Consider the following 24,798-nt stretch of genomic DNA (forward strand, 5'->3'; position numbering starts at 1 on the left):
CTAGAGAAGGTAAGTGAATTCTTACCAACGCTCACTAGAGAGCTTGCTTAACTCTGGCCCCCCGATTTCTTTAGGGCTAGAGCGCATGCAGGGGATGCTCCAGCAGCTGGGGTACCCCGAACGCCAGTTTCCCATCTTTCATGTGGCTGGCACCAATGGCAAAGGCAGCACCTGTGTTTTTATTGAGTCGATTTTGCGAACGGCTGGCTTTTCGGTGGGCCAATATACGAGTCCGCACTTAACTTGCGCCAGGGAGCGCATTCAAATTAATCGTGAGCTTATTAGCGAGGATGATTTTGCTCTCCTTGAGGCATTAGTTCCACAAAAGGGCACTTTTTTCGAACGCATGACTGCCATGGCTTTTTTGCATTTCGCCAACGCAAAGGTGGATTTCGCAGTCATTGAAGTAGGGCTCGGCGGCAGGTTGGATGCCACCAATACGGTGAGACCGTTGGTGTGCGGCATATCGAAAATTGATCTCGATCATCAGCAGATATTGGGCGAATCAGTGCAACAAATTGCTTACGAAAAGGCAGGCATTATGAAGCCTTGTGTGCCCGTCATTTGGAGCGAGCAAGCGGCTGAAGTCACCGAGATATTAAATGCTCGGGCTAATGAGATTGGCGCTCTCGTTAAAAATAGGGCCCCAGTTAGCCCTGGGGATTTAGGCCTCAAAGGCGAGCACCAAATGGCCAACGCTTCACTTGCTGTAGCCATGATTAAGGCTGCTGGATTAACGTTGGAAGAGCCGGTTATTAGGCAGGGCTTAACATCTGCCAGATGGCCGTGTCGCTATGAAGTTTTGCCGAACGGGCTTATTTTGGATGGTGCGCACAACCCGTCCGGCACGCGCGCTTTGATTGCGACGCTACAGGCCGATGGCGTAGCGCCCGAGTTTCTTTCGGTGGGCCTGACTGAGGGGCACAACGGGGAAGAAATCGCCAGTCTTTGGCATCACGCATTCCCGCTTGCCAAAATATTCGCGGGTCAATCGACTTCTTTGCGGGCGGTGCCTGCGCAGCAGGTAGCAAGTTGTTTTGAGCAAGCTGGCTTCGCCAATGTGCAGGTCTCAGATCAATTTGAGTACGAAAAAGGGCATGGTGTTGTCACCGGTTCGCTCTATTGGACGGGGCTGGTGCGCTCTAAGATGTTATCGATGCCCATCGATAATATTTCAATGATGTATTGATAGTTGCATTATATGACCTGAATCGCTTAGAGTTTCGTTTGAAAGGAGTATCAAAATGACTTGTTGTGCAGGATTTTGGATGTGGGCTTTAGGTTTGGGCGTTTTGTGGTGGTTGTTTGCCTCCATGTTGGTATTTTACACCTGGAACAAAGTAATTACGGCGGTGACACCAGCGACCCGGATGCAATTTGGACATGCTTTGCTTTTGGTTTTCACTCTGATGGCATTGTGCGCCCCTTCGCATTGCAAAGATTATTTTAGAGGCGGCTGTCGCGATCGCGTTCAATTGAACATGATTGAAGAACAATCAGAGGATGTGATTGTTCCTGAAGTCATGCCAGCGCCTAGGAAAAACTAGGCTGATTAGGGCAGGCGGCTTGCATTATAGCGGCGCATGGCGCTTTCGTATTCGCATGTCTGCTCGTCCCTAAATTTTTCGTCGAAGGCTAAAAGTGGCAAGATGCCAAAGCCGATGGCGGTCAATTGTGCCACGTTAAACAAGGCATAATTCGCGCCAACCATTTCACTCTCCTTAAGGCCTTCAGAAAATGCTTCTCCCCACGTCGCGCGATGCGGGCTTTGAGGCATCTGAATGCTTTCAGCTGCATCCGGGGCGGGGTCGACTGCGCTTTGTCGCGCTTTAATCCACCCTCTTAGCGTAGAAATAATCGCTGGCATAACAATATAAACACCCAGCCATAACCCGGAAGTGTAACCAATGACAAAGCCTAAGATATCTTTATCGGCTTCTGCCACATAGCATTCTGTGGGTTTGGTGGCATCGGGAGCTTGGAAATCATCTTTATCGTGCTGGCATTCTGCCTCAGCCTGGAGGCTCGCTCGGTAGTAATAGGGCGTGACCAAAAAAGAAACAAATGACAGTACATGGGCCGCGCTGATGAGCCCGGTGGGAACTGTGTTAGCCGTGTTTAACCCGTCCACAATCCCTGAACGGCAGCATGACATCTCTTCACCTTCGATGGGTTCAAATCTCTTTTGAAGAATTTTTACGATAGGCGGCACCACCCGAAATCCAAGCACATAGACTAGAAGCGACCATGTAGTGCTAGTACCTAGATTTTGATGCTCTGCCTCCGCTCGGTAGCAGCTTTTAAACGGCTTTGTTGCATTACCCTGGCCCTGGGCTGCAAAGTGAAGGGTTAGGGTTAGCGCTAGCAGGTATCGACTTCGCATGAGACGGGAACCAAGCTGCGGCCCAAATGTATTCCGTAGATTAATTTTATATTCTATTATTTATTGAAAATATAATTTATATTATGTAAAATTTGAATATGTTACCAATAAGAAAGGATGCGCCTAGGCAGCCTGTTGTAGAAGAAGCAGCCCGAAAGGCAGCACCCTCTGACGCTTCTGCTGACAACTTCGAATCGTCAAAGCAGGGACCCGTGGCGCTTATGGATAAAAAACGCCTATGGCAGCTTCAAAAACCGATCGTTAAATTTCCTTGGTCATTGACGACAATGGCTGCCCAAGACCCCGAACTTCATAGAGTGCAAAATGGCACGACTCGGTTCATGCAAATGATTATGAGCCAAGATCCCGAACGCGCCACCATGGCGAATGCGATTGCGCAGCACGCCAGTGTAGAAGACCTAAGCAAGGAGGCTAGGATGTCTGACGAGGCTGAGATACCTGGAGGCAATGCGGTGTCGTACGCTGCAGCATCGGAAAAGCTGCGTCTAGCAAAGCAGCAACTTGATGAAGCTTCCGCAGCGCGGGAGAAATCTAGTCCGGGCGATGAGCAGCATTTGTCACTGAGGGTTGAGCAAGCCGAAGCTGACTACAATCGTGCGCGGGTAATATTGGGGGGAATCCCGGAAGAGGAGAGAGGTCAAACACCATTGGGAGCGGCTTTAGCCAGCGGCAATAAAGAGGTTGCTTCCACGATAATCCGAAAATTGCCTACCCACCTAATTAACGTACGGGATCTGTCAATTGCATTCAGATATGGACATGTAGAGGAAGCCAAAGAAATGATGGCGAAGATGAAATCGCTGGACTTCGATAAGCCTTTTAAAATGCCTCCACTTAGCGTGGAGATGGCAACAGCCATTTTTGAAAGTGGGCATAGACTTTCATCTGCCGCGGCCGATTCGATTATAACACAAACCAAATTCTTGAACCCGAGAGATGAAAGACTTGCCGAGTTAAGCGGCATCACTTATCCAAAATATCTAATGGCTCAGGCTGAATCTGGAAATCAGCCTGAGGAAAATATCGGTGATGCAATTGATGCGATTTCTAAGGGCTTGGATACCGTCGGCTTGAAAGTTCAACTCGTGCGAGGCCCTCGAAATATGGAGCGTTATCCAGAGCGCCTAAAAACTAGGCAACAGGAAGCAAACCTTCATATTGCAGCTGTTACAGGCTTGGTGGCTCGCCTGAGAAAAGTTGGCCATCCAAAACTGGCAGAATTGGAGCAAAAGCTGGTAAATATGCATGCCCAAGTTAATCGGGAAGAGGCTGAATCGAGATGATACGTCACATTGTCATAACAAATTTCGACGCAAAGCTTTGCAGTGATTGCGTTGCTTTGCTGGAAAAGACCAGACCGTTTATTAATCAAATCCCGGGTATCTTAAGCTACCAAATATTTCCCAATGCCAGCAAATATGTGCCCAAAGGGGTGATTAGTGCAGGGGTTGAGATTCATTTTAAAGATGAAGCAGCTCTGCAGGTATTTATGAGCCACCCCAAACATTACGAAGCCAATGCGACCTTCGAGGCCTATCTGGCAAACCCACCATACATGGTGTTAACGCATAAAATATGAGAAATAGGGGTATTGTTTCAGCTCTGCGCCCCTTGGGAGTTCCTAAAACGCTTTTTTGCGAAAGCCCTGCCTGAGGCGGACTTCAGGTAGAGTTCGAAATTTAGAGGAGTGATTTTATCCGGAAAAGCAAAGTAAGCTTCTATGCGCCAGGGTTTGTATTTTGACGTGTGGAGGTCCCCGGAGGAATTGTGTTTGGAGAGGCGTTGCCTGAGATCACTGGTGTAGCCTGTGTAGCTTTGATTGGGATTGGATTCTGATTGGAGTAGATAGACGTAGTGCATCTTTGGGAATAGGGAGATGCTGTAGGTTTTGGATGGGCTTTTTTAGAGGAATGAAGGCCTGCGTTTTGGTTTACGGCCCTCCTACGTTCACCTTTGGTGAACTACGGCGGGCAGCCTCGCTCTAAATTCGATCTACAGCCGGCTGCGCCAGCCGTAGCTCGAAGAGCGAAGGCTGGTGCCCAGGGGCGGAATCGAACCACCGACACGAGGATTTTCAATCCTCTGCTCTACCGACTGAGCTACCTAGGCGTCAGGACATTAATGCCCAGATCTTTACCGAAGGTCAAGGGTTGTTTTTTCAAAAAATGACCGCTAAGGAAAGGACTGCAGTTTGTTTGCAGCTAGGACAGCTGGCCGAGTGGCTGAAGGCACCTGATTCGAAATCAGACAGACCTGCAAGGGTCTCGGGGGTTCAAATCCCTCGCTGTCCGCCAGTAGTTGGAGAGATGGCCGAGCGGCTGAAGGCGCACGATTGGAAATCGTGTTTAGTGTGATCCACTAACGAGGGTTCGAATCCCTCTCTCTCCGCCAGGCCGCTTTTGCAAGGGCTGATTGTTCAAACCCCGCCAGGTCCGGAAGGAAGCAACGGTAGAACCGGATGTCCTGTGTGAAAGCGGCTTTTTTTTGGATTATCTCATGAGTTATTTAGTACTAGCTAGAAAATGGCGGCCGCAGCGCTTTGCGGATGTTGTTGGTCAGGAAATCATTGTTCAAACGCTTTCAAGGGCTTTGGAAAGTGGCCGCATTGCTCATGCATTTTTATTAACCGGTAGCCGGGGCGTGGGTAAAACCACGGTGGCTCGTTTGCTTGCCAAAGCCTTGTCTTGCGAGACAGGCATTACGGCAGATCCATGCGGTGTCTGCGCTCATTGCAAAGAGATTGCCGCGGGCGAGTCTTTGGATGTGATCGAAATCGATGGCGCCAGTAACACCGGTGTGGATGATATCCGCGAACTGCGGGAAAACGTTCGTTATCAGCCCAGCAGTGCTCGTTTTAAAGTTTTTATTATCGATGAAGTTCACATGCTTTCAACCAATGCTTTTAATGCCTTGCTGAAAACGCTGGAAGAACCACCGCCGCATGTGAAGTTTATTTTTGCGACCACTGAATCGCATAAGATTCCGATTACGATTTTGTCTCGTTGCCAGCGTTATGACTTCAGGCGCATGAGCGTGGCGGTGATTGTGGAACGCTTGCAGAATATCTTGCGTCTAGAAAACCTGAGCGTCGATGCTGAAGGCCTGGCATTGATCGCTGAAAACGCTGATGGTGGTATGAGAGATGCGTTGAGCCTGCTTGATCAAGTGCTCAGCTTCTCTGGCGAAACTGCCACCGTGCAAGAAGTAGTCTCTATCTTAGGTTTAATTGACAAAACCACGCTGGTGAAGGCCACTGATGCACTGCTTGAAGGCAACACCAAAGAGTCGATGCGCTTTATTGAAGCAGCCAGTACGGCTGGTTATGATTTCAAGCAGCTATTGGACGGCATCACTCTAGAGCTGCGCAATCTTTGTTTGGCCGCTTCGGTTGGCTCAATCGAGGGGTTGGCGGATTTAAGCCCCGAACGGGTCAAACAAACCGATGAGCGAGCCATGCGGTATGATGCCGTGGATTTGCAGCGGGTATTTGGCATGGCCATTCAAGCGACGGACCAAATGGTAGGCTCTCAGCAGCCCCGCATGGTGGTGGAGCTGGCTTTCTTGAAGATCGCTGACAGGCCGAAACTCGCGCAGATGACCGAAGTTCAGCAGGCGCTTTCACGGCTTGAGTCTTTGGCATCGCATGCACCGGTACCTGTAAAGCAGATGCCCGTGGTTGCGCCACCGCCACCTAAGCCAGTTGTCACGCCTGTACGTGCGCCTGCGCCTACTCCTGCGGGCGAAGCCGGGGTTTGGCATGATTATGTCGAGGCCGTGGCAGGTGCTCTGCCTGTTGTCGCACATCATTTGGAACACGGCCGATACAACAGTAAAGACTTAATTGAGTTTGATCAAAGGCTGCATTTCTTGCGTGTGCAAGAAGCTTGCCAGCTCGAAGAGTTTCAAGCAATTTGTAAGCAACATTTAGGCGTGGTGCCTAAAGTGACGCTGAGCGAGAGCATTCACGTGGCGAAAGAATCTGAAGAAAAGCGCCAGCAGCTTAGCATCGAAGAGCAGGCGCGTAATCATCCCACCGTCCAAAAAGCATTGGAAATTTTTGGCGGTGAGATTAAGGCTGTTAGAAAAGCTTAACCGCGACCAGCTTTCAAAATGCTTTGAATGCTGAATTGACTTGGAGGCCCAATCTGCACCGGGATCTCTTTAGGCTCATTCACTTTAACAGCTTTACGACCTGGTTTGCCAGGCTCTTTTGGTGGGCCGGGTTCACGTCTTTTAACTCTAGCGCTTGGCGGTGTGTCTTTTGGAGTAATGCCATCCACTGCCAAAGCGCGCAGCTTGCCATCAACTAATGATAGAAATGCTTCTAAATCGCCCCGAGTAGCAAGCTGCGCTTCGATCCAACGCAATGGGCCTTTTTTAGGCGTCATTTCGTAGAGACCGCGCGCTCTAGGAGTGAGCTCGTTGTCGCGGTCTAAGAAGTTGCCAACTTTATCGCCTACGCCGACCAAACCCATGAGTGGATTTTGTGCGAGATAAATTCCGCAGACTGTTACTTCGCCGATGCAAAATCTAGGTGCCCAGCCGCTGGAAGGACCATACCAATACATTTCAGGATATAGTTTGCGTTTTCCGAGTTCCACGAGGGTTTCGCCATATCGGGTCCACCTGCTTCCTAATATTTTAGAAAGCGACTCATCATCAGGTATAAAATCTTTATCTTTCAGCGGGCTTTTTGCCATTTTCGCATTCTGCCATGAAATGACTCTTTTGTAAAACCCAGAAATGTGCTTGAATAGCGTTCTTCCAAGGAGAAAAACATGATGAGACTTATCGGATTATTGATTTTAGTTGTGGGCATGTTGGCCAGCAGCAGTTGCAGTAAAAGCACTAACTCAGTTGTAAAAGCTGATGATTTAAAAAGCGAAATTGACAAAGTAAGCTATATCCTGGGATACAGTACAGGTAAAAGCTTTGGCGAACAATCTGTCGACGTAAACGTCAGCATCTTTGAAAAAGGATTCAAGCAAGGTTTGGACAAGAACTCTACTCCAGCGCTAACCGAAGAACAGATGCGTGAAACCATGACTTCTTTCAGAACCACTTTGATGGAAAAACGTAAAAAAGACATGGAAGAAGCTGGCAAGACAAACCAAAAGGAAGGCGAAGAATTTTTGGCAAAAAATAAAACTAAAGCTGGCGTTGTGACCCTTCCAAGCGGTTTGCAATACAAAGTGATCAAAGAAGGCACAGGCGAAAAAGCACGATCAGATGAAAGCGTTACCGTAGAATACACCGGCACATTGCTTGACGGCAAAACTTTCGACAGCACCAAAACTCGTGGTAAACCAGCAACTTTCTCAGTTGGAACTACCATTGCCGGTATGTCTGAAGCTTTGCAGTTGATGCCGGTTGGCTCGGAATGGGAACTATACATCCCAGCTAACCTTGCTTACGGCGCACAAGGCGCTGGTTCGGCCATTGGTCCAAACCAAGTCTTGCAGTTCAACGTGAAATTGCTTTCGATCGTTAAAGCCGACAAGAAAGCTGTTGTTCCAGTTCAACCGAAGAAATAATCAGGTTGTCCTATACCCTCTCCCATTTATGGGAGAGGGAGACTTTGCTCGCAAAGTCGGGAGAGGGCTCGCAATCAGAACCTCTCCCGATTTTGGCTAGCCAAAATCTCCCTCTCCTGTGAACAGGAGAGGGTATTTTAAATTAGACCCTCATTTTTTAACCACATTAACGTGGGCTCCAGTGTGTCTCTTGCATTTCGAAAAGAGACACCGAGCTCACGTTTTGCTTTTTCATTGTCCATCATCCAGTAGCGGGTTGCGTAGGGAATTACATTCGGGTGGATGGGGAAGGGCAGTTTGAGCGCGCTGGCTGTTTTTCCGGCTATGCGCAGCAGACCGTTCGGTATTTGCAGAATGCGTTTGTTTTGACCGAGAATATCCAACGTTAGTTTCGCGAGCTCTCTAATTGTCAGGTTATCGCCGCCTAAGATATAACGCTGGCCGATTCGGCCTTTTTCTAACGCTGCTACAATACCGCTGGCGACATCTTCTACGTGTACCACACTGGTGCCTCCGGCGCATACCATCACAGGCGCGCTTTCGGCGAAATCAACCAAATTGCCGGCGGTGATAAAGTTCCAGTCGTTTGGGCCGTAAACTTCGCCGGGGTTAACCGTCACGAAGGGGAAGTCCATTTGCTCTACCGCGCGTTTGGCTTTTGAGTAGGGCAAGTGATGTTTTTCCAAAGAGAAGGTGCTGTCTTCATTTTGCAGTTCAGGCGTTTTGCTGCCGTTGATGGCGGCAGCGCTGCTGACGAATACAGTTTTTGAGATGCCGTGGGCTTTGGCTGCTTGAAATAGATTTTTGCTACCGCTCACCACAATTTCATGCATGGCGGGGGAGGCAATATCGTTCCAGCTGGATAGGCTGGCTAGGTGCACGATGCCATCGCAGCCTGACATGCCAGTGGTTAAAGAGTCTTGATGTCTGACATCACCTAATACGGGTTCATAATCAAGGCCGCTTAAGCGCTTCGTGTCACTCGTTGGCCTGAGGAGGCATCGCACTTGATAGCCTTTTGAGAGCAATGTTTTGACAACATGGGAGCCTATAAAACCATTACCACCGGTGACGAAGATTCGCATGGGGCAACGTAGCACTTAATTGAAAAGACCACCTAGAGTGATCAGGGTGGTCTTAGGTTAGTGCAAGGACGCTTGTTACGGCTTTTGAATCACGGTGTTAGGCGCATTGTTGTCTGTAGGCACCGCTTTATGGCAGAGCTTCACAGCAACTGCGATTAAAGCTGCGACCACACCAACAAATGCTGCTGCACCGATAGCGATACCAGCGATAGCACCATGGCTTAGGTGGGTTTCAGTTTCACCTGAGCAGTCACGGTTACAACGATGTCTGTCACCATTGAACTTGCCATCATCGCAAACTTCCACACCGGCTTGGACCACGCCGTCACCGCAGAAGGCTTTTTTACAGCCTGGTCTGCAAGCGCCATTTTCGCTGAAGGTACCGGTGTCACATTCTTCTACACCTGCGTGCACATAACCATCACCGCAATAGTTGAAACGGCAGCATTCCGTGCAAAGGCCAGTGTTGTTGTTGAAGTAACCGAAGTCGCATTCTTCTCTGCCTAATAGTGGATAGCCATCGCCGCAATAGTTAAAGCGACAATCTGAGCGACACCAGTTGGTATTGTCATTTCGGTCACCTTGGTCACATTGCTCAACGCCCCATTGCTTGTAGCCGTCGCCGCAAGTTGCATTTTTGCAATTGACGCAGCTGTCCGCTTTTCTGTTGTTTCTGTCATCGCATTCTTCGAATGGTGAGAAAGTCTTGCCGTCTCCGCATTTGGCGAGCTTGCAGTTTGGTAGGCAGTAACCGTCCCAGTTATTTAAAAGCCCTAAATCGCATTCTTCGCAACCTTCAACCACACCATTACCGCAACGTGTTTCGATCTGGCAGGTGCTGCTGCAACCGTCGCCGTTCGCAAGATTGCCGTCATCGCAAGTTTCGCCAGCTACTGCATTCAAAATGCCATCGCCGCAAACGGAGGTGGTGCAGTCACGATTACAAGTGGCTGAAAAGCCCGCATCGTCACATGCTTCTACGCCTGCCCAAACTTGCCCGTCACCACAGCGGTTGAAGAGGCAATTGGTGAGGCAATATGAGCTGTTGGTGGTTGCAGCAATGTCACACTCTTCGCCGGCTAGTCTTTGCAAGATGCCATCACCACAGACTGGACGCTTACAGTTGTAGCAATCTGCTGTATCGATACCGCCAGTGTCGCATTGTTCATTGCCGCTTACTCGGCCGTCACCGCAGCACTCAGGTGCTTGTTTGCAGTGTCCCAAATAGCTGCCTCTCAGCAAGTAACTAAGCACGCGAAGCAAGGGAACGCGTTCTTCGTATGAATTCTGTGGAGCACCTTGAGGCACGATGCACATCAAGACAGTGATGTCTCTTGGGCCTTCGCCTGGACCGCCAGCAATGGTATTTTGAGGTGCACCGGTGGTTGTTGTGGTTGGGGCTTCAGTCGTTGTGGTAGTTGGCGCTTCGGTCGTTGTGGTAGGCCTTTCGGTGAAGGGCGAGTTACAAGCGCCTAGATAATCGCCATGCAACAAATGTGACAGTAGTCGGCAAGCTTTAACCGAAGTGGTTGTTCCGCCATCGATGGATGGGTTATGACAGACGTCGTAGGACGGATCTTCGCTACATTCATCCGTGGCCTTTGGTGCGCAAGGGCCAATGGTTGCCCCCACGGCTAGCGCGGCAGGAAGTGCGCTTATGTCAATTTCAAGGTTGACGCTGGCGCGACCAACAATCTTACAAAGCTTAATTTTTCCTTCACGTCGGCCGCATGATCCCAAATAAGATCCACTCTTTAAGTAGGCTTGAAGTTCAGCATTGTTGACAGTGATGGTTGACGCACCGCTGGCATTACCTGGAGGTACGAAGCAAATTTCGTTGCCGGTATGAACGCTAGAGCAAGCACCCAAGTACGAACCTGCTTGCAGGGACGCAAGTACTGAGGCAGCGCCCACTTGTACAGTCGTCTGGCTGGTAGGGTTATTTGGGTCAATATAGCAAATGGTATAGTCATCGCCTGCCGGGGGCATGGTTTGGGCGAAGGACATTGGTAAAGGCACTAACAGTGCCGACAGCATGAGACAGAGTGATTTCTTGAAAATACCCATGGTTTCTCCTTGATTTAGGTTCTGGCGCTTTAACCGGCGAGAAACCCCTTTCATTTCCAAAAAGTTGCAAGGAGACCGGCTTCTTGGTAGTGTTCGCTTCGCATATGGATTCTTATCTGTTTTTATTAAAAGCATTTGCTGTAGGTTTGGTACTGGCAGTTCCGGTTGGCCCCATGGCGCTTTTATGCATTCAACGCACTTTGCATTTTGGCTTTTTGACCGGGCTAATTACGGGCATTGGTATTGCCACAGCAGATTCGCTTTATGGCTTGGTTGGTATCTTAGGCTTATCTGTTGTTTCAGATTTCTTGCTGCAGCATCAGACTGTATTTCGCATCGGTGGCGGGCTGTTTTTAGGCTTTTTAGGCATGAAGATCTTTCATGAAGCTAAGCGTATGCGCAAAGCGGGCGGTCTGCCGGAGCATAAAGGATATATTAGAGCGCTGATTTCGTCGTTTTTCTTGACGTTGAGTAACCCGATGACAGTGCTGGCGTACGTGGCGGTGATGGCTGGTATGCAGATATCCGCGGCGGATTTTAGGCATCCTTGGGTGTTTGTGGCGCCCGTGTTTTTAGGCTCGTTTTCTTGGTGGCTTTTTTTGGCGTCGATGGCGATTCTGCTCAAAAAACGTCTGCGAGATGAGCACATGCATATGGTAGGGATGATTTCAGGTGTTTTGTTAATGCTATTTTCCGTGATCGTGATTATTAGCGCCCTATGACCAAAACTTTTTATACCTCTCAGGATGTTTTGGACATTCCCAATACCCAGCCCGGGGAGGCGCCGTATACTCGAGGTCTTCGCAGTAGTATCAGGCCGGAGCATCCATGGACCATTCGGCAATATGCGGGATTTTCGACGGCTGAGCAAACCAATCGATTTTATCATCAAGCTTTGGCGGCAGGGCAAACGGGTTTGTCGGTTGCTTTTGATTTAGCGACCCATCGAGGGTTTGATTCGGATCACCCGCGCGTGATGGGCGATGTGGGCAACGCGGGCGTGGCCATTGATTCGGTTGAAGATATGAAACGCTTGTTTGAAGGCATTCCTTTAGACAAAGTTAGCGTGTCGATGACCATGAATGGCGCTGTGCTGCCGGTATTGGCGGCTTTTATCGTCGCGGCCGAAGAGTTTGGTGTGGCTCCTGAGGCCCTAAGTGGCACCATTCAAAATGACATTCTGAAAGAGTTTATGGTGCGCAACACCTATATCTATCCGCCTGAGCCATCGATGCGCATTGTGGCGGATGTGATTGAGTATTGCGCGCGGCAGATGCCTAAATTTAATTCGATCAGCGTGAGTGGTTATCACATTCATGAGGCAGGCGCGGATTTAGCTTTGGAGCTTGGGTTAACCTTGGCGGACGGTTTGGAGTATGTGCGAACAGCGCTGCAAAGAGGCCTAGCAATTGACGAGTTTGCGCCGCGGCTAAGCTTTTTCTTTGCAACGGGCATGAACTTCTACTGCGAAGTTGCTAAGCTCCGAGCGGCGCGGCAACTTTGGGCAGAGCTGATGGCTCAGTTTGAACCTACAAAGGCGCAGTCTTCGATGCTCCGCACCCATTGCCAAACATCTGGCTGGAGTTTGACAGCGCAAGACCCCACCAACAACATTGTCCGCACGACTATAGAAGCCATGGCCAGTATTTTTGGCGGCACGCAGTCATTGCATACCAATTCTTTTGATGAAGCCTTGGCGCTGCCGAGTGAGTTTTCGGCGCATATCGCTAGAAACACGCAGCTGATTCTCATGCATGAAACAGGCATCCCAGGCATCATAGACCCTTGGGGTGGCTCGTACTTAATGGAAAGTCTAACTGCGGATTTGGTAAAGCGGGCCCGCGAGATTATTGAAAAGACAGATGATCTCGGCGGCATGACCAAGGCTGTTATCTCAGGCATCCCGAAGCTATGGATCGAGGAATGCGCGGCTGCTCGCCAGGCTCGTCTGGATTCTGGCGCGGAGGTTTTAGTCGGCGTTAATCGCTTCCAATCAGATACGCCGGAAATACCCGAAGTTTTCTCTGTGGACAACGAACAAGTCAGGATGCTGCAGATTGCGGGTCTTAAAGAACTTGAATCCAGTAGGGATTCCAAAGCGGTTATCGCCGCCTTGAGGAATTTAGAAGCAGGCGCCAGAAATAACAGCAACTTGCTGGCTTTAAGCATTGAAGCCATGCGAGCGAGGGCGACTTTAGGCGAAGTTTCCGAATGTTTAGCCAGTGTTTTTGGGCGGTTTGAAGCGACAACTCAGGTGGTATCAGGCGTGTACACACAAGGTTTAGGAATCTCAGACGAAAAAACGGCGCTGTTAGATAAAGTTGATGCATTTGAAGCGCTCGAGGGGCGCAGACCTCGCATATTAATCGCTAAGTTAGGTCAAGATGGTCATGATAGGGGGGCAAAAATCGTAGCCACGGCTTTTGCTGACTTTGGTTTTGACGTTGATTTAAGTCCACTGTTTTTAACGCCCGAAGAAGTTGCCAGGCATGCGGTTGAAAATGACGTGCATGCCATCGGCATTTCTACGCTCACGGGCGGGCATAAAACGCTTATCCCGCAGCTAATCTCTGCACTGAAAGACATGCAAGCGGAAGACATTTTGGTGTTCGCAGGCGGTGTGATACCCGCTAAAGACGCTGACATTCTCAAAGAGATAGGTGTCGCCGGCATCTTTGGGCCTGCAACCCCCTTGCTGAAATCCGCTGGGGAAGTATTAGAATGCTTAAATGAACGCATTAGAAATGGCTCAAAAAGCGGCTTTTTTCGCTAATGAGAAAAAGGCTGAAAAAATACTAATCTTGGAAGTGGCAAAGCTCACCAGTTACACAGACTATTTTGTGATTTGTGAGGCGCCCAGTGAGAGACAGGTCTCCGCCATTGCACAAAATATCTTGGATGAAATGGCCAAGCTCAAGAAAAAACCTTTGGGTGTCGAAGGCCTAGAATTCGGCAATTGGGCACTATGCGATTTCGGTGATGTGGTCGTCCACGTATTCTTGGAAGGCTTGCGCCATCATTATAATTTGGACGGTTTCTGGCACGAAGCGGCCATTATCCCCTGCGAATTCTAACCGTCTTCTTTCGTCATTGCGAGGAGCGCACTGTCATCCCGGGCTTGACCCGGGATCCAGCGTTGTGCAGGGGGCTGGACCCCGGGTCTGCGCCCGGGGTGACAGCGCTCCTCGCAATGACGAATTCAGTCAGAATAGCTGAGATTTTTCGGCGGTTGTTGTGCATATGCCGCTTTCACCACTCATCCCGTTTCCACAGCAATCAGGCAATTTTAGCTCATCTACCTTTGCAGACCCTCTGGGCAATCGTATCGATACGCCAGCGGATTTAAGTGCCAGCTTTGAGATCGACGCTGTCGAGCTGATAGGCGATGGCGGCTCGGCCCGGGTATATAAAGTTCAGACCGTGTCTAGCGGGAGCTATGCGGTCAAAGAGATGAGCGCGAGTCGAGATCCCAGAACCGAGATCAAGGCTTTGCAAAAGCTCAGCATCCACCCCCATGTGGTTCATTTCGTTGGCAGTAAAAAGAATGATGAGACCATTCGCATCACCACCGATCTGATCAACGCTGAATCTTTGCAACGGCAGACGCCCTCGGCAGCTGACTTTAAAATCATTTTCAAACAGCTTCTTCAAACCCTTGATTTTTGCCATGGCGAAGGCATTGCTCACCTAGATATTAAGCCAGCCAACTTGCTTTGGAATGCTGATAGCCGTGAACTTAAAGTCATCGACTTCGGTGAAGCTCGCTTTTTTGACCCCATATGTCCCTTCATCGAAGAAGCTCATTTGCCGATTGGCACACCGCAATACCGCGACGATTATTTAGACGCATCTTTAAACCCAGTTCGCATTGATCTGTATTCAGCAGGGGTCACACTAAAAGAGTTATTCGTCCAGCGAGCAACACCGGATCAAGCAACCACGCGCCTTATCAACCGCTGTTTAAGTGGCCACGAATCCATCGTTTCGATTTTGATGGATCCATGGTTCGACGACGCATGAAAGGTAGTTGGCAAGTGAATTGAGACAAGCTAGCTATCGCTCCACGTGAAGCGACTGTTAATAACTATTTTCGTTCTGACATCTCTTACTTTAAACGCCAACCAGCCTGAGGGTTGGGTAGACCGCAATCCAGGCACTGCCCATCTTATGATCGCAGTTGCAGCAGCAGCATTGGCGTCGGCAAGCTGCTTATATATGGCTTTGACGAGTCATCGGGATGAGCGGTACTTGAACTTTGCCGCAGCAGCCCTTGGAACGTTAAGCTTAGGCGCAGGCGTGGCAAGGCAGGCATACATACCTTTAGAGCCACAATTGATATTAAGCTCGGTCATCCTTGGGTTTCTATCAACCCTTTCGGGACTCGCCGCATCGGGTTGGGTGCTAATTGAGAATTATGAAGAACATTTAAAAATTGGCGCCGCCGTAACCATCGGTATCTACGTGCTACCCCATGTGATTTTAGCGACTAAGTTGGCACTGCGCCGCATGCGCGTGCAGCCTGAAAATGTCGAACTGATGGATTGACGGGCAAATTTATAATTTCTAAACACCGCGCCATGAACGGGTTTCTATTTCGATGCTTCCTTCTTTTGTTCTTGGTGACAAGTTTTATCAATGCCCAATCCGGCATGGCAGTATTGCAGCCTCTGGGCGACCAAGAGCCCTTCGGCAGAGAGTCGTCGATAGCGGCGTTTGATTGGCAAAAGTATCTGGTACTCGAAAAGAAACAGCAATCCGGCGAACATCTAAGCGTATCCGAAAAATGGGCTTGGGCGATTTTAATGGTTCAATATTTACGAAACTTGCTCCTGCCTTGCTTCGAAGCGCCGCCTGTTGCTGAAGGTTCAGAACAAACAGTTCTTCCTAAGCACATTTCTGTTCCTGGCATCAAACAAGCAGGCTGCGGCGCATCGACGGATGCTAAGTCTGGGGCTGCAGCGGGAGCCAGGGACAGGGATAGCACAGGCACGAACGGTAGAGCAAGAACTACCCGCGGAAATGCTAATATTCCTCAGGCATTAATTGGTGTGATGAATGATTTCAGCGACTTTCTGGATGAGCTTCATATTGATGATGTGCTGGCAGATGCCGCATATAGGAGAGTTGCTAACTCTGTATCCACAAACAGGCTAGATTTTTCGAGGTTAGAGCTCTCTCCAGAGATTTTTGAAGAAATTCTACATGGGCTTCCCATTGAAGTGAGAAATAAAATTACGATTCTAAACCTCAGCCATTGTAAGTTAGCGAATACTTTTTCCCTGCCTGCCTTCATCGAGTTGAAAGAGATTATTTTGTACGATAACTTGCTGTCTGAATTTCCTGAATCTTGGTATGTTTTTTTGTCTCAGAATTCGGACAGCGAACTGGACTTGACCCAAAACCCGATAGTATCGGGACCCATCAGTTTACTGGAGAATGGACCGCGGGTAATTATTGATAACCATCCGAATATTGTGCAACGCTTTGCTGGTGAACAGGTAAAATTCGCGGACGGTTACCCAAGTCCCATCTGGGAGCGTTTGTATCTGGGTGGGCAACGTCATTGTTGTCCCGATAATTTGAAAAGACTTGGTGTCACAGCCGTGATAAATTGTGCTCGGGAAGTCAGAGAGGTTGCGGGCCGCCTCGCCCCATCGATTGCTGTGACCCATTTGGATTTAATGGATGACGCCCAGCAGCCCATTAGTTTGCGTATAGTTGCTGACGAACTAAACGCCTTGATTAAAGGCGGGGCCGCGGTGATGGTGAACTGTGCTCAAGGTGTTTCTCGTTCTTCTACGGTAGTTATCGCCTGGTTAATGGTTCACCAGAATATGTCTCTAATCCATGCCATTGAACACGTTTGGCTAACTCGTCCATTTATCCGCCCCAATGCAGGATTTATGAGGCAGTTGGTAGATCTTGCCCTGACGCTCAAGCTAAAAGTCGAAGAAGGTGAGTTAATTGCATCTTTGACGCAACTGGGATTATCTGTTGCGATTCCAGCTGACGCCGTTCAGGCAGCTCAAGACGAATCTGCACCCTTTGATCGTTTGGGAATTACGACCATAGGCGATGGCTCATCATCGGATGGAGATATGCCAACACGCGATTGCCAAACTCGTAGACTCCCGAATGGACCAAGTGGCGATTTGGATGATTAAGCTTTTTTTAACGAGCTTCTGGTGCGCGACGCTTTTTTCTATGCAGAGCGGGTCCGGCGCTGCGGTGCTGCCGAGGACATTCGCTGACAACCAGATTCGGCAAGACAGTCAGAACCGGACGGCAGAAGAGCCGACAGCGGGGTGGTACCCCATATCCAATCAGTTCAAAAACTCAGCATTCAGGGCGATGGGTTTATTGCGCAGAGATGCTGTCCGCCGCGTCTTAATGGCTCTACAGACAGATGACCGGGTCGTCCGCGATATGCTCTCTAAAGAAGTCTTCGAAGGAGACAATTTAGAAACTTACGTCAACGATAATTATCTCCAGAACAACTTTAGCCCCAGATATGAAATTGGAGGTGGGATGCTTCCTGCGATTGCCCGTCTTTACGGAATTGAGCTTCGAATATATCAGCCTGGAGATGATGATACTGCCGTTCTTTTTCAAAACTTTCCCTGTAGCCCCTGCCGTGTCGTCAACTTACTTCATATATACAATGCTGGTTATGACCGCCTAGAAATAGCAGCGGGAGCTGCACCGACGATTGTGAAGTTAGTACCTGTTCTGCCGTCAAGCAGTCATTTACTAGAGCCGTTACACCAATCTTCGGAGCACCGCTTGACGGTCGTCTTAGATTTGGACGAGACACTGATTTCCAATCGGTGTTCTGAGCCTGCAACAGCGAGGCCTTATGGTGAGGAACTTATCGCTTACTTGCGATCTGTGCCTGGTCTTGAGTTGGTGCTTTGGACCGCATCTGTACAAGACACCGCCGAGCAGGCGTTGAGTGAAACTTTTCACCACCATGACAACCTATTTGATGAAGCGATTTATCGAGATCCAAGCTGGTTTACTGAGCCAAAGTACGCCAAGGAGCTGAATCGCTTGGGGCGAATAAATAGTTTAATTGTCGATAATACGGTTGACGTATGCAAGCCTAGTTTAGAAAGAGCTTTAATCGTAGCCGATTTTCCTCTTAAGAATAATGAGATGGATGCCACTTTAAGAAATGTGGGTTACGCAGTGCAGGCAATTTTTAAGGATTTGAACCGGGGCCTGAGCGTTGAACAAGCAATTAGTGCCAATAATAAAAAATGGTTCGGCTTAAAACTAAACATGGGAAGCGAAGCAGAGCCAATATCGGCGTTCTATGTTAGATGGCACCTGAAAGCTACCATACCTTTGGGAGCAATTTCTGAGGCACTGCCTTGCAGTATGTAGCCCAAAAATCCCCATATTTAGCTTGGCATCGCTTTTCCTGCCTATAGACTCTGTCTAGCAGCAAGATTGTTAAGAATGTGAGATAGAAGTAGGGCAGATAGTGCGTAAAAAGTGCCGGCACCGTCCATAAAAATGTCCCTGTAATTTCTGGCAAATAATGGAAATGTCTAGATACGCTCCACCACCCCGATGCAAGTAGTAAGCTGGTTTTCGTGCGAATCAGTTTAGGCGGCTTGCCCCAAACCAAACAGTTGCCGTCTGTTTTTCGAACGCGCTCTTTTTGTTTGTCAGCAGACAGCGTAATGAGCTGGACGCAAAGCCCGCCTAATAAAATGGCCGCCGACCAAAATAGGCCTAAATGGTTAGGATGGTTCACCAAAAACAACGCTGGCGAAGTGTAAACCGCCGGCACCCAAACTAGACAGCCCCAGCACAAATAATACCCAGCCCTGTCATGCATGATATCCGTGGTGCGCAAGTAGTAAGCCTCGCCCGTGAAAAATCGTACCACATAAGCAAGCTGAAGAATCGCTGAGACAAGCATCGAATCCGAAAGCCCATAAACTTCATGCTGCTTTGCTGCGAAAGAGATGACCAGCAGGCCCCATGACATCATGCCGAATCTACAGTTGGTGAACATTTTCACATCCACCCCAAATAACCGGGGGTATAACTCCGTACCCCAAAAATAATCCAACACTGGGTAGCCGCTGCTGCCGGAGTCTGCTGTCGAAGGGAAGTACAAGCCTTTCAAACAGAGAAACAGGCAAAAAACCAAGCTAAACAAATTAAGCGCACCGAGCAGCCCGCCAAAGTTGTCGTAAAGAATTGCTAATGAATAAAGGCCGCAAAGGCTCCCGGCTATAAACAACCCATAGGTACAAACAAACGCCGCCACCCCATTCGCTTTATAAACCGGAACGTGCCCAGTGGGCGTCATCGGCCCAGAGACAGTTCTCCCCGGTAATACACGCATAAAGATGATTTGCACCACAGCATAAATTCCAAGGATGCTCCAAGCCATCGAGCTGCCGAAGAAATATGGTCGCCAGATGTTCCAAATCCCAGTGATTAGCCCTTGCTCAATCAGCTGAGAGCCGAGCGCGGTAATGGCCCCGTCTAAATGCACATTGGTATACCAAATCAAAATGGCAAAAGGCGAACAGCATAGGAGCAGAAGCAGAGGAATGATGGTCGTACGAATTAATGTGCGCATCTTAACGTGCACTTGAACCTGGAAAACCCGGGAGTGTATAAATTAGCGGAGAAGCTGAGGACGAAGTTGAGATAGACACAGTCGCTACAGTGGAATTGGAGTCTGCGTCTGGTGAATATGGGAAAAGCGATTCAGCTGCCGCTGGCATCGATGGGATAGAGCTGTCAGAGCTCACGAACCCGTGAGAACTGCTCAATGATACCGCTGGCAACCCCAGCAGTGGGATCGCACCTTCGGCCACTGAATCGGCAGGGTTGGGCGGAGATGTTGTAGCTGACTCAAGCTCGGGTCCTGCTAATAATTCGCCCGCTGCAGGTGAAAAATCACCAGCCATTAGAACCGTCGGCAAGAGGCAAAGCAGAGTCGCAAAAAATTTTGTCATAGGTTTCTCCGAGTAACTTTTCGTCCACTAAATTTGCGTGAGTAACCCTAAGCAAAGGCTCGTTGGCCATCGCTCTTTCGATGGCAAAACGTGCGCCCGGGTTTCGTGCCCAGCTTCTTCTGGCGATGCCGTTATTGACATCCCAAAATAGCATCGAGCGAAGTTTGGCATCTGCTTCATCCGATCCATCCAAAACTAAACCAAAGCCTCCATTCATTACTTCCCCGAAACCTACGCCGCCCCCATTGTGAAGGGATACCCAGGTTGCCCCGCGGAAGGCATCGCCGACGAAGTTTTGCACCGCCATATCCGCGGTAAAGCTTGATCCATCTTCGATGTTGGATGTTTCGCGATACGGTGAGTCTGTGCCTGAAACATCGTGATGATCCCGCCCCAAAACGATCGGCGCGGAAAGCCTGCCGTCCTTGATCGCCTGGTTAAAAGCTTGGGCGATTTGCATTCGGCCTTCAGCATCGGCATAGAGAATACGAGCTTTTGAACCGACTACCAGTTTATTTTGCTCGGCTTGCCGAATCCAAGTGAGGTTGTCTTGTAGCTGTGCGCTGATTTCTGCCGGAGCGGTTCTTAGGATACTTTCTAGAACTTCGGCTGCGATTAAATCAGTTTGACGCAGGTCTTCATCTCGCCCGGATGTGCACACCCAGCGAAACGGTCCAAACCCAAAATCGAAACACATCGGCCCCATAATATCTTGAACATACGAAGGGTAGCAAAAGCTTCCATCTGCTAACTGGATATCTGCTCCGGATCTGGATGCTTCCAGTAAAAAGGCGTTGCCGTAGTCGAAAAAATACATGCCTTGATCCGTCATTTTCCGGATGGCATTGGCATGACGTACAAGCGAATTTCGAACTTCACGCTCAAAGTTTTCTGGATCTTCAGCCATCATTTTTTGAGCCGTTTCCAAGCTCATGTCAGCTGGGTAGTAGCCACCAGCTAATGGATTGTGCAGTGAAGTTTGATCCGAGCCAAGATCGATTTTAATCTCATGCTTGGCAAGCGCCTCCCATAAATCGATAACGTTGCCTTGAAAGCCCAAAGAGATAGGTTTTTGGTCGGCTTTGGCAATTTTTAATCTGGCCAAAAGGGCGTCTAGGTCAGAAAATATTTCATCGATCCAACCTTGTGCATGTCGCTTTTGAATGGCTTTGGGATTCACTTCGGCGATGATAGCAATGGCTCCGGCAATGACTGCTGCTTTTCCCTGCGCACCTGACATGCCGCCAAGGCCAGAGGATACGAAAACTTTAATGCCATCGCCTCCGATTTTGCGACCGGCATTTAACAGCGTCAGCATGGTGCCATGCACGATGCCTTGCGGGCCGATATACATAAACGAGCCGGCTGTCATTTGGCCGTACTGGGTAACACCAAGAGCGGTGAATCGGTCCAGGTCATCGGGCTTTGAGTAGTTGGGAACCATCAGGCCGTTGGTCACCACCACACGCGGGGCGCCGGCATGAGAGGGAAATAAGCCCATGGGGTGGCCGGAATACATGACCAAGGTCTGCTCGTCGGTCATGGTTGCCAGATATTGCATGGTCAACAGGTATTGCGCCCAGTTTTGAAACACGCCGCCGTTTCCACCGTAGGTGATTAGCTCGTGCGGGTGCTGAGCAACTTTGGGATCCAGATTGTTTTGAATCATCAACATGATGGCAGCAGCCTGGCGCGATTGATGCGGATACTCATCAAGAGGTCTTGCACACATGTCATAGCTGGGGCGGAAACGATGCATGTAGATACGCCCAAAGTCTTTTAGTTCTTGAGCGAACTCAGGCATGAGCTGCGCATGGTGTTTTGGATCGAAGTAGCGCAGCGCATTTTGAATCGCTAAACGCTTTTCTTTGACGTTCAGAATATCTTTGCGCTTAGGCGCATGATTGATCGACCTATCTACGACCAGTGGTGCCGGCAGAGATGATGGGATTCCAGCGAGTATGCTATTTTTGAAGCTTAAATCTCGGTACATGACCGTTGTTTTTCACGGCAGCTTCAAATCGTCTAGGTCTACTCTGCCGAAAGCCAAGCGGTGTCTGGCTTCCCCTGTTTCAGCGATGTGAAAAAGGCTTCCCATTTAGACGAGATATCTTCCTGTCGAAGCATTTGCTGAGCGGTGATGCCTAAGGCATAAAAATCTCTTTCAATCAGATTACTGCTGGTTGGGTGGCCATAGCCAGGTGTGCCCTTCGGCAGGTATTGTTCCGAAATAAAAGGCGACCCCAATGGTTTGAAAAAGCGGGCTTCTCCCCAGTCAATGAGAGTCGCAGTGTTCTGTATATCTAGAAAGATGTTGGTAGGCTTTATATCTTGATGAGATATCCCACTGGCATGCGCAAATTGTAGAGCCTTCAAAACCTGGGATATCACCAGCTTTAGGCGCCCCGCAGGCAATGGCGTTAAAGGTGAGAGCGGTTGTCCTTCGAGAAGATCCATGGCTATTTTTAAACAGCCAGGAGTTAATGCATAGCCCAATAATTTTGGAATATGAGGATGCCCAGAGAGAGCGTTTAATGCGCGCACTTCTACCAGTAATCTGGCCGAGTAGTGTAGGTCATCGTTTGTATTGATAGATTTTCCTAGCTGCTGATGTAACACAGGAATAGTAGGTATTTCTTTTAAGGCAAAACTTGGGCCGTTTGATGGTTTTACAACATATACTGTACCCAGCCCGCCAGAGCCAATCCAGGTTGAACGCTCACCTTCGGGAATTGGCAGTGGTTTAATGAAAGGGCCAAAGCATCCTGCTATCGGGGTCCTGGCTGGAGAAATCTGTTCCATAAGTGGAGAGCCAAGCAGCCCCTGCCACCCTAGGGAGGGAGTTGTCGTAGAACTGTCCTCGGGCGGGCGCCAATCGAGGGATGATGGCGAGCAAGAGATCGAAGGAGAGGTCGGGGGACCTATCAAGTCTAGTACTGCGGGGTTGTCGTGTAGAATCCCTACATCATCGTGTAGTGAATCCTTGGAAATCTCTGCCACCAGAATTTCTAAAGGGCTGGTTGATTCTGTGGGAACCCGCTTTATCGGGGGGTCTAAAAGCCGCCAGAGATCTATAATCTTTTGTAGAGAAAAAAATGTTTGTGCCAGCTGCATCGTTCGCCTTATGGCGCGCTTACCGCTTTCGAATTGGTCAATTTCGAAACCTTTATAGCCCAATAAGTAAATAACACTGGGCGATATGTCCACCTCAGGCAGCTCTCTGAGAACGTTATAAGGCGCAATTCGTGGGACATGGTTAATAACTGGAACAAGAACACCGGTCTCTACTGTATCCAGCATCTGAATGCCCCCTACCAGTGCCAAGGTGGGTATAAAGTCAACATGAGGCGAGCTCGCGGCTTTTTGGATGGTGAAAAGCAGGGCATGGTGAACAGCAAAATAGTTCGCCAGCTCCGTGGTACCGCCTGCTATATGAGCTGTTGGAATATAAGCTTTAGCGAAACCAGCATGGAGCGATAGAATTAAGAGAAGACGAGTCATATTAGCCACCGCAGCCGTTTACCTCGATTCACTTGCGATGCAATGCCGTGAAGATTGCAAATGACTCTTTTAGTGTAATATAATGTAAACAATAGAGGTGGTAATATGTCTGGATTTGGTGTTGAACCGGCGGGAAGAGTTCGTGAGAACGTTCGACCGGCTGAAGCTGCTACAGTACGCCGTACGTCCGATGTATCTGATCTGCCTGCTGCGGACCCCAGAGAGGGAGGCAGTTTTGATATAAGTTCTCTGCGCGATAAAGTGCTAACCAAGGCAGAGATAAAAGAAGCTATCGCTCGTTCTAAAACAAAGTGGTTCTTTCAACGCAATCCCGTAAAAAAAGCGTTGGCGGAGTCGAATAAATATTTGGACAGCGTGCTAGGAGGAAGATCGGTCGCAGGCAGTGCGCTGCCCTTGTTTTATTCGCAGGAACAATTGGTTCGAAGGAACGCTACGGACGATACCGCTGTTCATATGGCGATTAAAAATGTGCCTGATTTGGCTCGAAAATTAATTGAACTTTTGCCTGCAGAACAGCTCATCATTAGCGGTGAGAATAAAAAGACGCCCCTTATGTTGGCTATAGAACATAAAGACACCCGTATCATGGAGCAACTTGTTTCTAAAACTAGGGCCCAAGGCTTGGACGCACAGGACAGCTTATTTAGGACAGCTCATGATTTGCTTAAGTTACAAGTTCAAGCTAGTCCGACTAACAAATTTTTGGAAAAAATGGCGGCACGGCTCGAGGCCTATGCTAAGCCAGCTAATCTTAATAACAGACGCATTCTTGGCAAGAAATATGCGCCGGGCTTAATTGAGAACTTGCCTTGGCTTTTACGTGCCGATGCCGCGGTCAAAACTGAGTTGGAATATGCAAGAAATTACGTGCAGCAGATTTTTGAAGGTAAGGAGCCAGTATCAGCAATCCCATTTTTCTTCTCGAAAGAGCTGTTGACGCAGGTGAATTCCGCAGGCGAAAATATACTCGTTGTTGCTAAAAGGCTAGGTTATAAAGAGTTGGCGGCTCACATATCTTCTTTAAGGGAAAGAGATCTAACCTTAAGTGAGATTGATGCTCAGTTGGAGGCGTTAGGCAAGCTACCAATGGATGATGAACGAGCTTCTCGGGGGATTGCTGAGTTGCAACGCGCCAAAGCCCGCTTGCAATCAGCCCAGTAGGATAGGAATCTAATTTTAATGGCGAGGGTTTGCACAGGCAA

22 protein-coding genes, 3 tRNA genes and 1 other RNA gene are annotated in these 24,798 nt (G+C 49.1%); 17 read left to right on the forward strand and 9 right to left on the reverse strand.

Translation table 11 applies throughout. From position 1 onward, the window contains the following. Nucleotides 1-13: 13 nt before the first annotated feature. Both V4534_00675 and V4534_00680 read left to right on the forward strand, forming a co-directional pair. Complete coding sequence (locus V4534_00675; protein MES2503374.1) at nucleotides 14-1,189, forward strand: folylpolyglutamate synthase/dihydrofolate synthase family protein; 1,176 nt, start codon at nucleotides 14-16, stop codon at nucleotides 1,187-1,189. Nucleotides 1,190-1,244: 55 nt separating this feature from the next. After that, nucleotides 1,245-1,547 (forward strand): hypothetical protein, encoded by a 303-nt coding sequence (locus V4534_00680; protein ID MES2503375.1) that lies wholly within the window; start codon nucleotides 1,245-1,247, stop codon nucleotides 1,545-1,547. A 5-nt stretch (nucleotides 1,548-1,552) separates the two neighbouring features. On the opposite strand, the gene V4534_00685 is transcribed toward V4534_00680, so the two are convergent. Then, entirely contained in the window at nucleotides 1,553-2,383 is an 831-nt protein-coding gene (locus tag V4534_00685) for a hypothetical protein (protein ID MES2503376.1), read from the reverse strand. Nucleotides 2,384-2,481: 98 nt separating this feature from the next. Between V4534_00685 and V4534_00690 the strand changes: the two genes are divergently transcribed. Together V4534_00690 and V4534_00695 are read left to right on the forward strand one after the other, a co-directional pair. Next, on the forward strand, nucleotides 2,482-3,687 hold the full coding sequence (locus V4534_00690) for a hypothetical protein (protein MES2503377.1): 1,206 nt from the start codon (nucleotides 2,482-2,484) through the stop codon (nucleotides 3,685-3,687). After that, nucleotides 3,684-3,983 (forward strand): Dabb family protein, encoded by a 300-nt coding sequence (locus tag V4534_00695; GenBank protein MES2503378.1) that lies wholly within the window; start codon nucleotides 3,684-3,686, stop codon nucleotides 3,981-3,983. Before V4534_00690 ends, V4534_00695 begins: the two co-directional genes overlap by 4 nt. A 17-nt stretch (nucleotides 3,984-4,000) precedes the next feature. Here the strand turns inward: V4534_00695 and V4534_00700 are convergent, their stop codons facing one another. Then, a complete protein-coding gene (locus V4534_00700; protein ID MES2503379.1) occupies nucleotides 4,001-4,264 on the reverse strand; it encodes a GIY-YIG nuclease family protein in 264 nt (87 codons plus the stop codon). 173 nt (nucleotides 4,265-4,437) lie between these two features. After that, nucleotides 4,438-4,513, reverse strand: a tRNA-Phe gene (locus V4534_00705). Between the two features lie 95 nt (nucleotides 4,514-4,608). Here V4534_00705 and V4534_00710 point away from each other — a divergent pair. From V4534_00710 to dnaX, 4 genes are all read left to right on the forward strand, one after another. Next, nucleotides 4,609-4,698 (forward strand) — tRNA-Ser (locus V4534_00710). Between the two features lie 6 nt (nucleotides 4,699-4,704). Beyond that, nucleotides 4,705-4,795, forward strand: a tRNA-Ser gene (locus tag V4534_00715). Beyond that, nucleotides 4,793-4,889: signal recognition particle sRNA small type (gene ffs, locus V4534_00720), an RNA gene on the forward strand. Before V4534_00715 ends, ffs begins: the two co-directional genes overlap by 3 nt. A gap of 11 nt (nucleotides 4,890-4,900) precedes the next feature. Further along, a complete protein-coding gene (gene dnaX, locus V4534_00725; GenBank protein ID MES2503380.1) occupies nucleotides 4,901-6,496 on the forward strand; it encodes a DNA polymerase III subunit gamma/tau in 1,596 nt (531 codons plus the stop codon). Here dnaX and V4534_00730 read toward each other — a convergent pair. Next, complete coding sequence (locus V4534_00730; protein MES2503381.1) at nucleotides 6,493-7,104, reverse strand: DUF3788 family protein; 612 nt, start codon at nucleotides 7,102-7,104, stop codon at nucleotides 6,493-6,495. The genes dnaX and V4534_00730 overlap by 4 nt on opposite strands. 78 nt (nucleotides 7,105-7,182) lie before the next feature. Between V4534_00730 and V4534_00735 the strand changes: the two genes are divergently transcribed. Beyond that, nucleotides 7,183-7,938 (forward strand): FKBP-type peptidyl-prolyl cis-trans isomerase, encoded by a 756-nt coding sequence (locus V4534_00735; GenBank protein MES2503382.1) that lies wholly within the window; start codon nucleotides 7,183-7,185, stop codon nucleotides 7,936-7,938. 137 nt (nucleotides 7,939-8,075) lie between these two features. Here the strand turns inward: V4534_00735 and V4534_00740 are convergent, their stop codons facing one another. Next, on the reverse strand, nucleotides 8,076-9,023 hold the full coding sequence (locus tag V4534_00740) for an NAD-dependent epimerase/dehydratase family protein (protein ID MES2503383.1): 948 nt from the start codon (nucleotides 9,021-9,023) through the stop codon (nucleotides 8,076-8,078). A gap of 75 nt (nucleotides 9,024-9,098) precedes the next feature. Then, nucleotides 9,099-11,144, reverse strand: coding sequence for a DUF4215 domain-containing protein (locus tag V4534_00745; GenBank protein MES2503384.1), 2,046 nt, complete (start codon nucleotides 11,142-11,144; stop codon nucleotides 9,099-9,101). Nucleotides 11,145-11,179: 35 nt separating this feature from the next. On the opposite strand from V4534_00745, the gene V4534_00750 reads away from it, so the two are divergent. The 7 genes from V4534_00750 (at nucleotide 11,180) to V4534_00780 (ending at nucleotide 18,476) form a co-directional block, all read left to right on the forward strand. Beyond that, the gene (locus tag V4534_00750) at nucleotides 11,180-11,812 is read left to right on the forward strand and encodes a LysE family transporter (GenBank protein ID MES2503385.1); all 633 of its coding nucleotides are present in this window, start codon (nucleotides 11,180-11,182) and stop codon (nucleotides 11,810-11,812) included. Then, nucleotides 11,809-13,863 carry a methylmalonyl-CoA mutase gene (gene scpA / locus V4534_00755; protein MES2503386.1) on the forward strand — a complete coding sequence of 685 codons (2,055 nt, stop codon included), beginning with the start codon at nucleotides 11,809-11,811 and terminating at the stop codon, nucleotides 13,861-13,863. The genes V4534_00750 and scpA overlap by 4 nt, the downstream gene beginning before the upstream one ends. Continuing rightward, entirely contained in the window at nucleotides 13,820-14,164 is a 345-nt protein-coding gene (gene rsfS / locus V4534_00760; GenBank protein ID MES2503387.1) for a ribosome silencing factor, read from the forward strand. The genes scpA and rsfS overlap by 44 nt, the downstream gene beginning before the upstream one ends. 166 nt (nucleotides 14,165-14,330) lie before the next feature. After that, nucleotides 14,331-15,110, forward strand: coding sequence for a protein kinase family protein (locus tag V4534_00765; protein ID MES2503388.1), 780 nt, complete (start codon nucleotides 14,331-14,333; stop codon nucleotides 15,108-15,110). Nucleotides 15,111-15,155: 45 nt separating this feature from the next. Next, nucleotides 15,156-15,635 (forward strand): hypothetical protein, encoded by a 480-nt coding sequence (locus tag V4534_00770; protein MES2503389.1) that lies wholly within the window; start codon nucleotides 15,156-15,158, stop codon nucleotides 15,633-15,635. 32 nt (nucleotides 15,636-15,667) lie between these two features. Continuing rightward, nucleotides 15,668-17,254: a dual specificity protein phosphatase family protein gene (locus V4534_00775; protein MES2503390.1), complete on the forward strand. Its 1,587-nt coding sequence runs from the start codon at nucleotides 15,668-15,670 to the stop codon at nucleotides 17,252-17,254. Further along, nucleotides 17,247-18,476, forward strand: coding sequence for an HAD family hydrolase (locus V4534_00780; GenBank protein MES2503391.1), 1,230 nt, complete (start codon nucleotides 17,247-17,249; stop codon nucleotides 18,474-18,476). Before V4534_00775 ends, V4534_00780 begins: the two co-directional genes overlap by 8 nt. Here the strand turns inward: V4534_00780 and V4534_00785 are convergent. The 3 genes from V4534_00785 to V4534_00795 form a co-directional block, all read right to left on the reverse strand. After that, nucleotides 18,427-19,692, reverse strand: a complete 1,266-nt coding sequence (locus tag V4534_00785; GenBank protein ID MES2503392.1) for a 7-dehydrocholesterol reductase — start codon at nucleotides 19,690-19,692, stop codon at nucleotides 18,427-18,429. The genes V4534_00780 and V4534_00785 overlap by 50 nt on opposite strands. A 323-nt stretch (nucleotides 19,693-20,015) precedes the next feature. Then, nucleotides 20,016-22,067 (reverse strand): urocanate hydratase, encoded by a 2,052-nt coding sequence (locus V4534_00790; GenBank protein ID MES2503393.1) that lies wholly within the window; start codon nucleotides 22,065-22,067, stop codon nucleotides 20,016-20,018. Between the two features lie 38 nt (nucleotides 22,068-22,105). After that, complete coding sequence (locus V4534_00795; GenBank protein MES2503394.1) at nucleotides 22,106-23,575, reverse strand: hypothetical protein; 1,470 nt, start codon at nucleotides 23,573-23,575, stop codon at nucleotides 22,106-22,108. A 105-nt stretch (nucleotides 23,576-23,680) separates the two neighbouring features. Here V4534_00795 and V4534_00800 point away from each other — a divergent pair, with 105 nt between their 5' ends. Continuing rightward, the gene (locus tag V4534_00800) at nucleotides 23,681-24,757 is read left to right on the forward strand and encodes a hypothetical protein (protein MES2503395.1); all 1,077 of its coding nucleotides are present in this window, start codon (nucleotides 23,681-23,683) and stop codon (nucleotides 24,755-24,757) included. Nucleotides 24,758-24,798: the final 41 nt, after the last annotated feature.

It is taken from the genome of Myxococcota bacterium (genome assembly GCA_040387835.1).
In the GTDB taxonomy this organism is placed as follows: Bacteria; Myxococcota; UBA727; order UBA727; family JABDBI01; genus JAZKCZ01.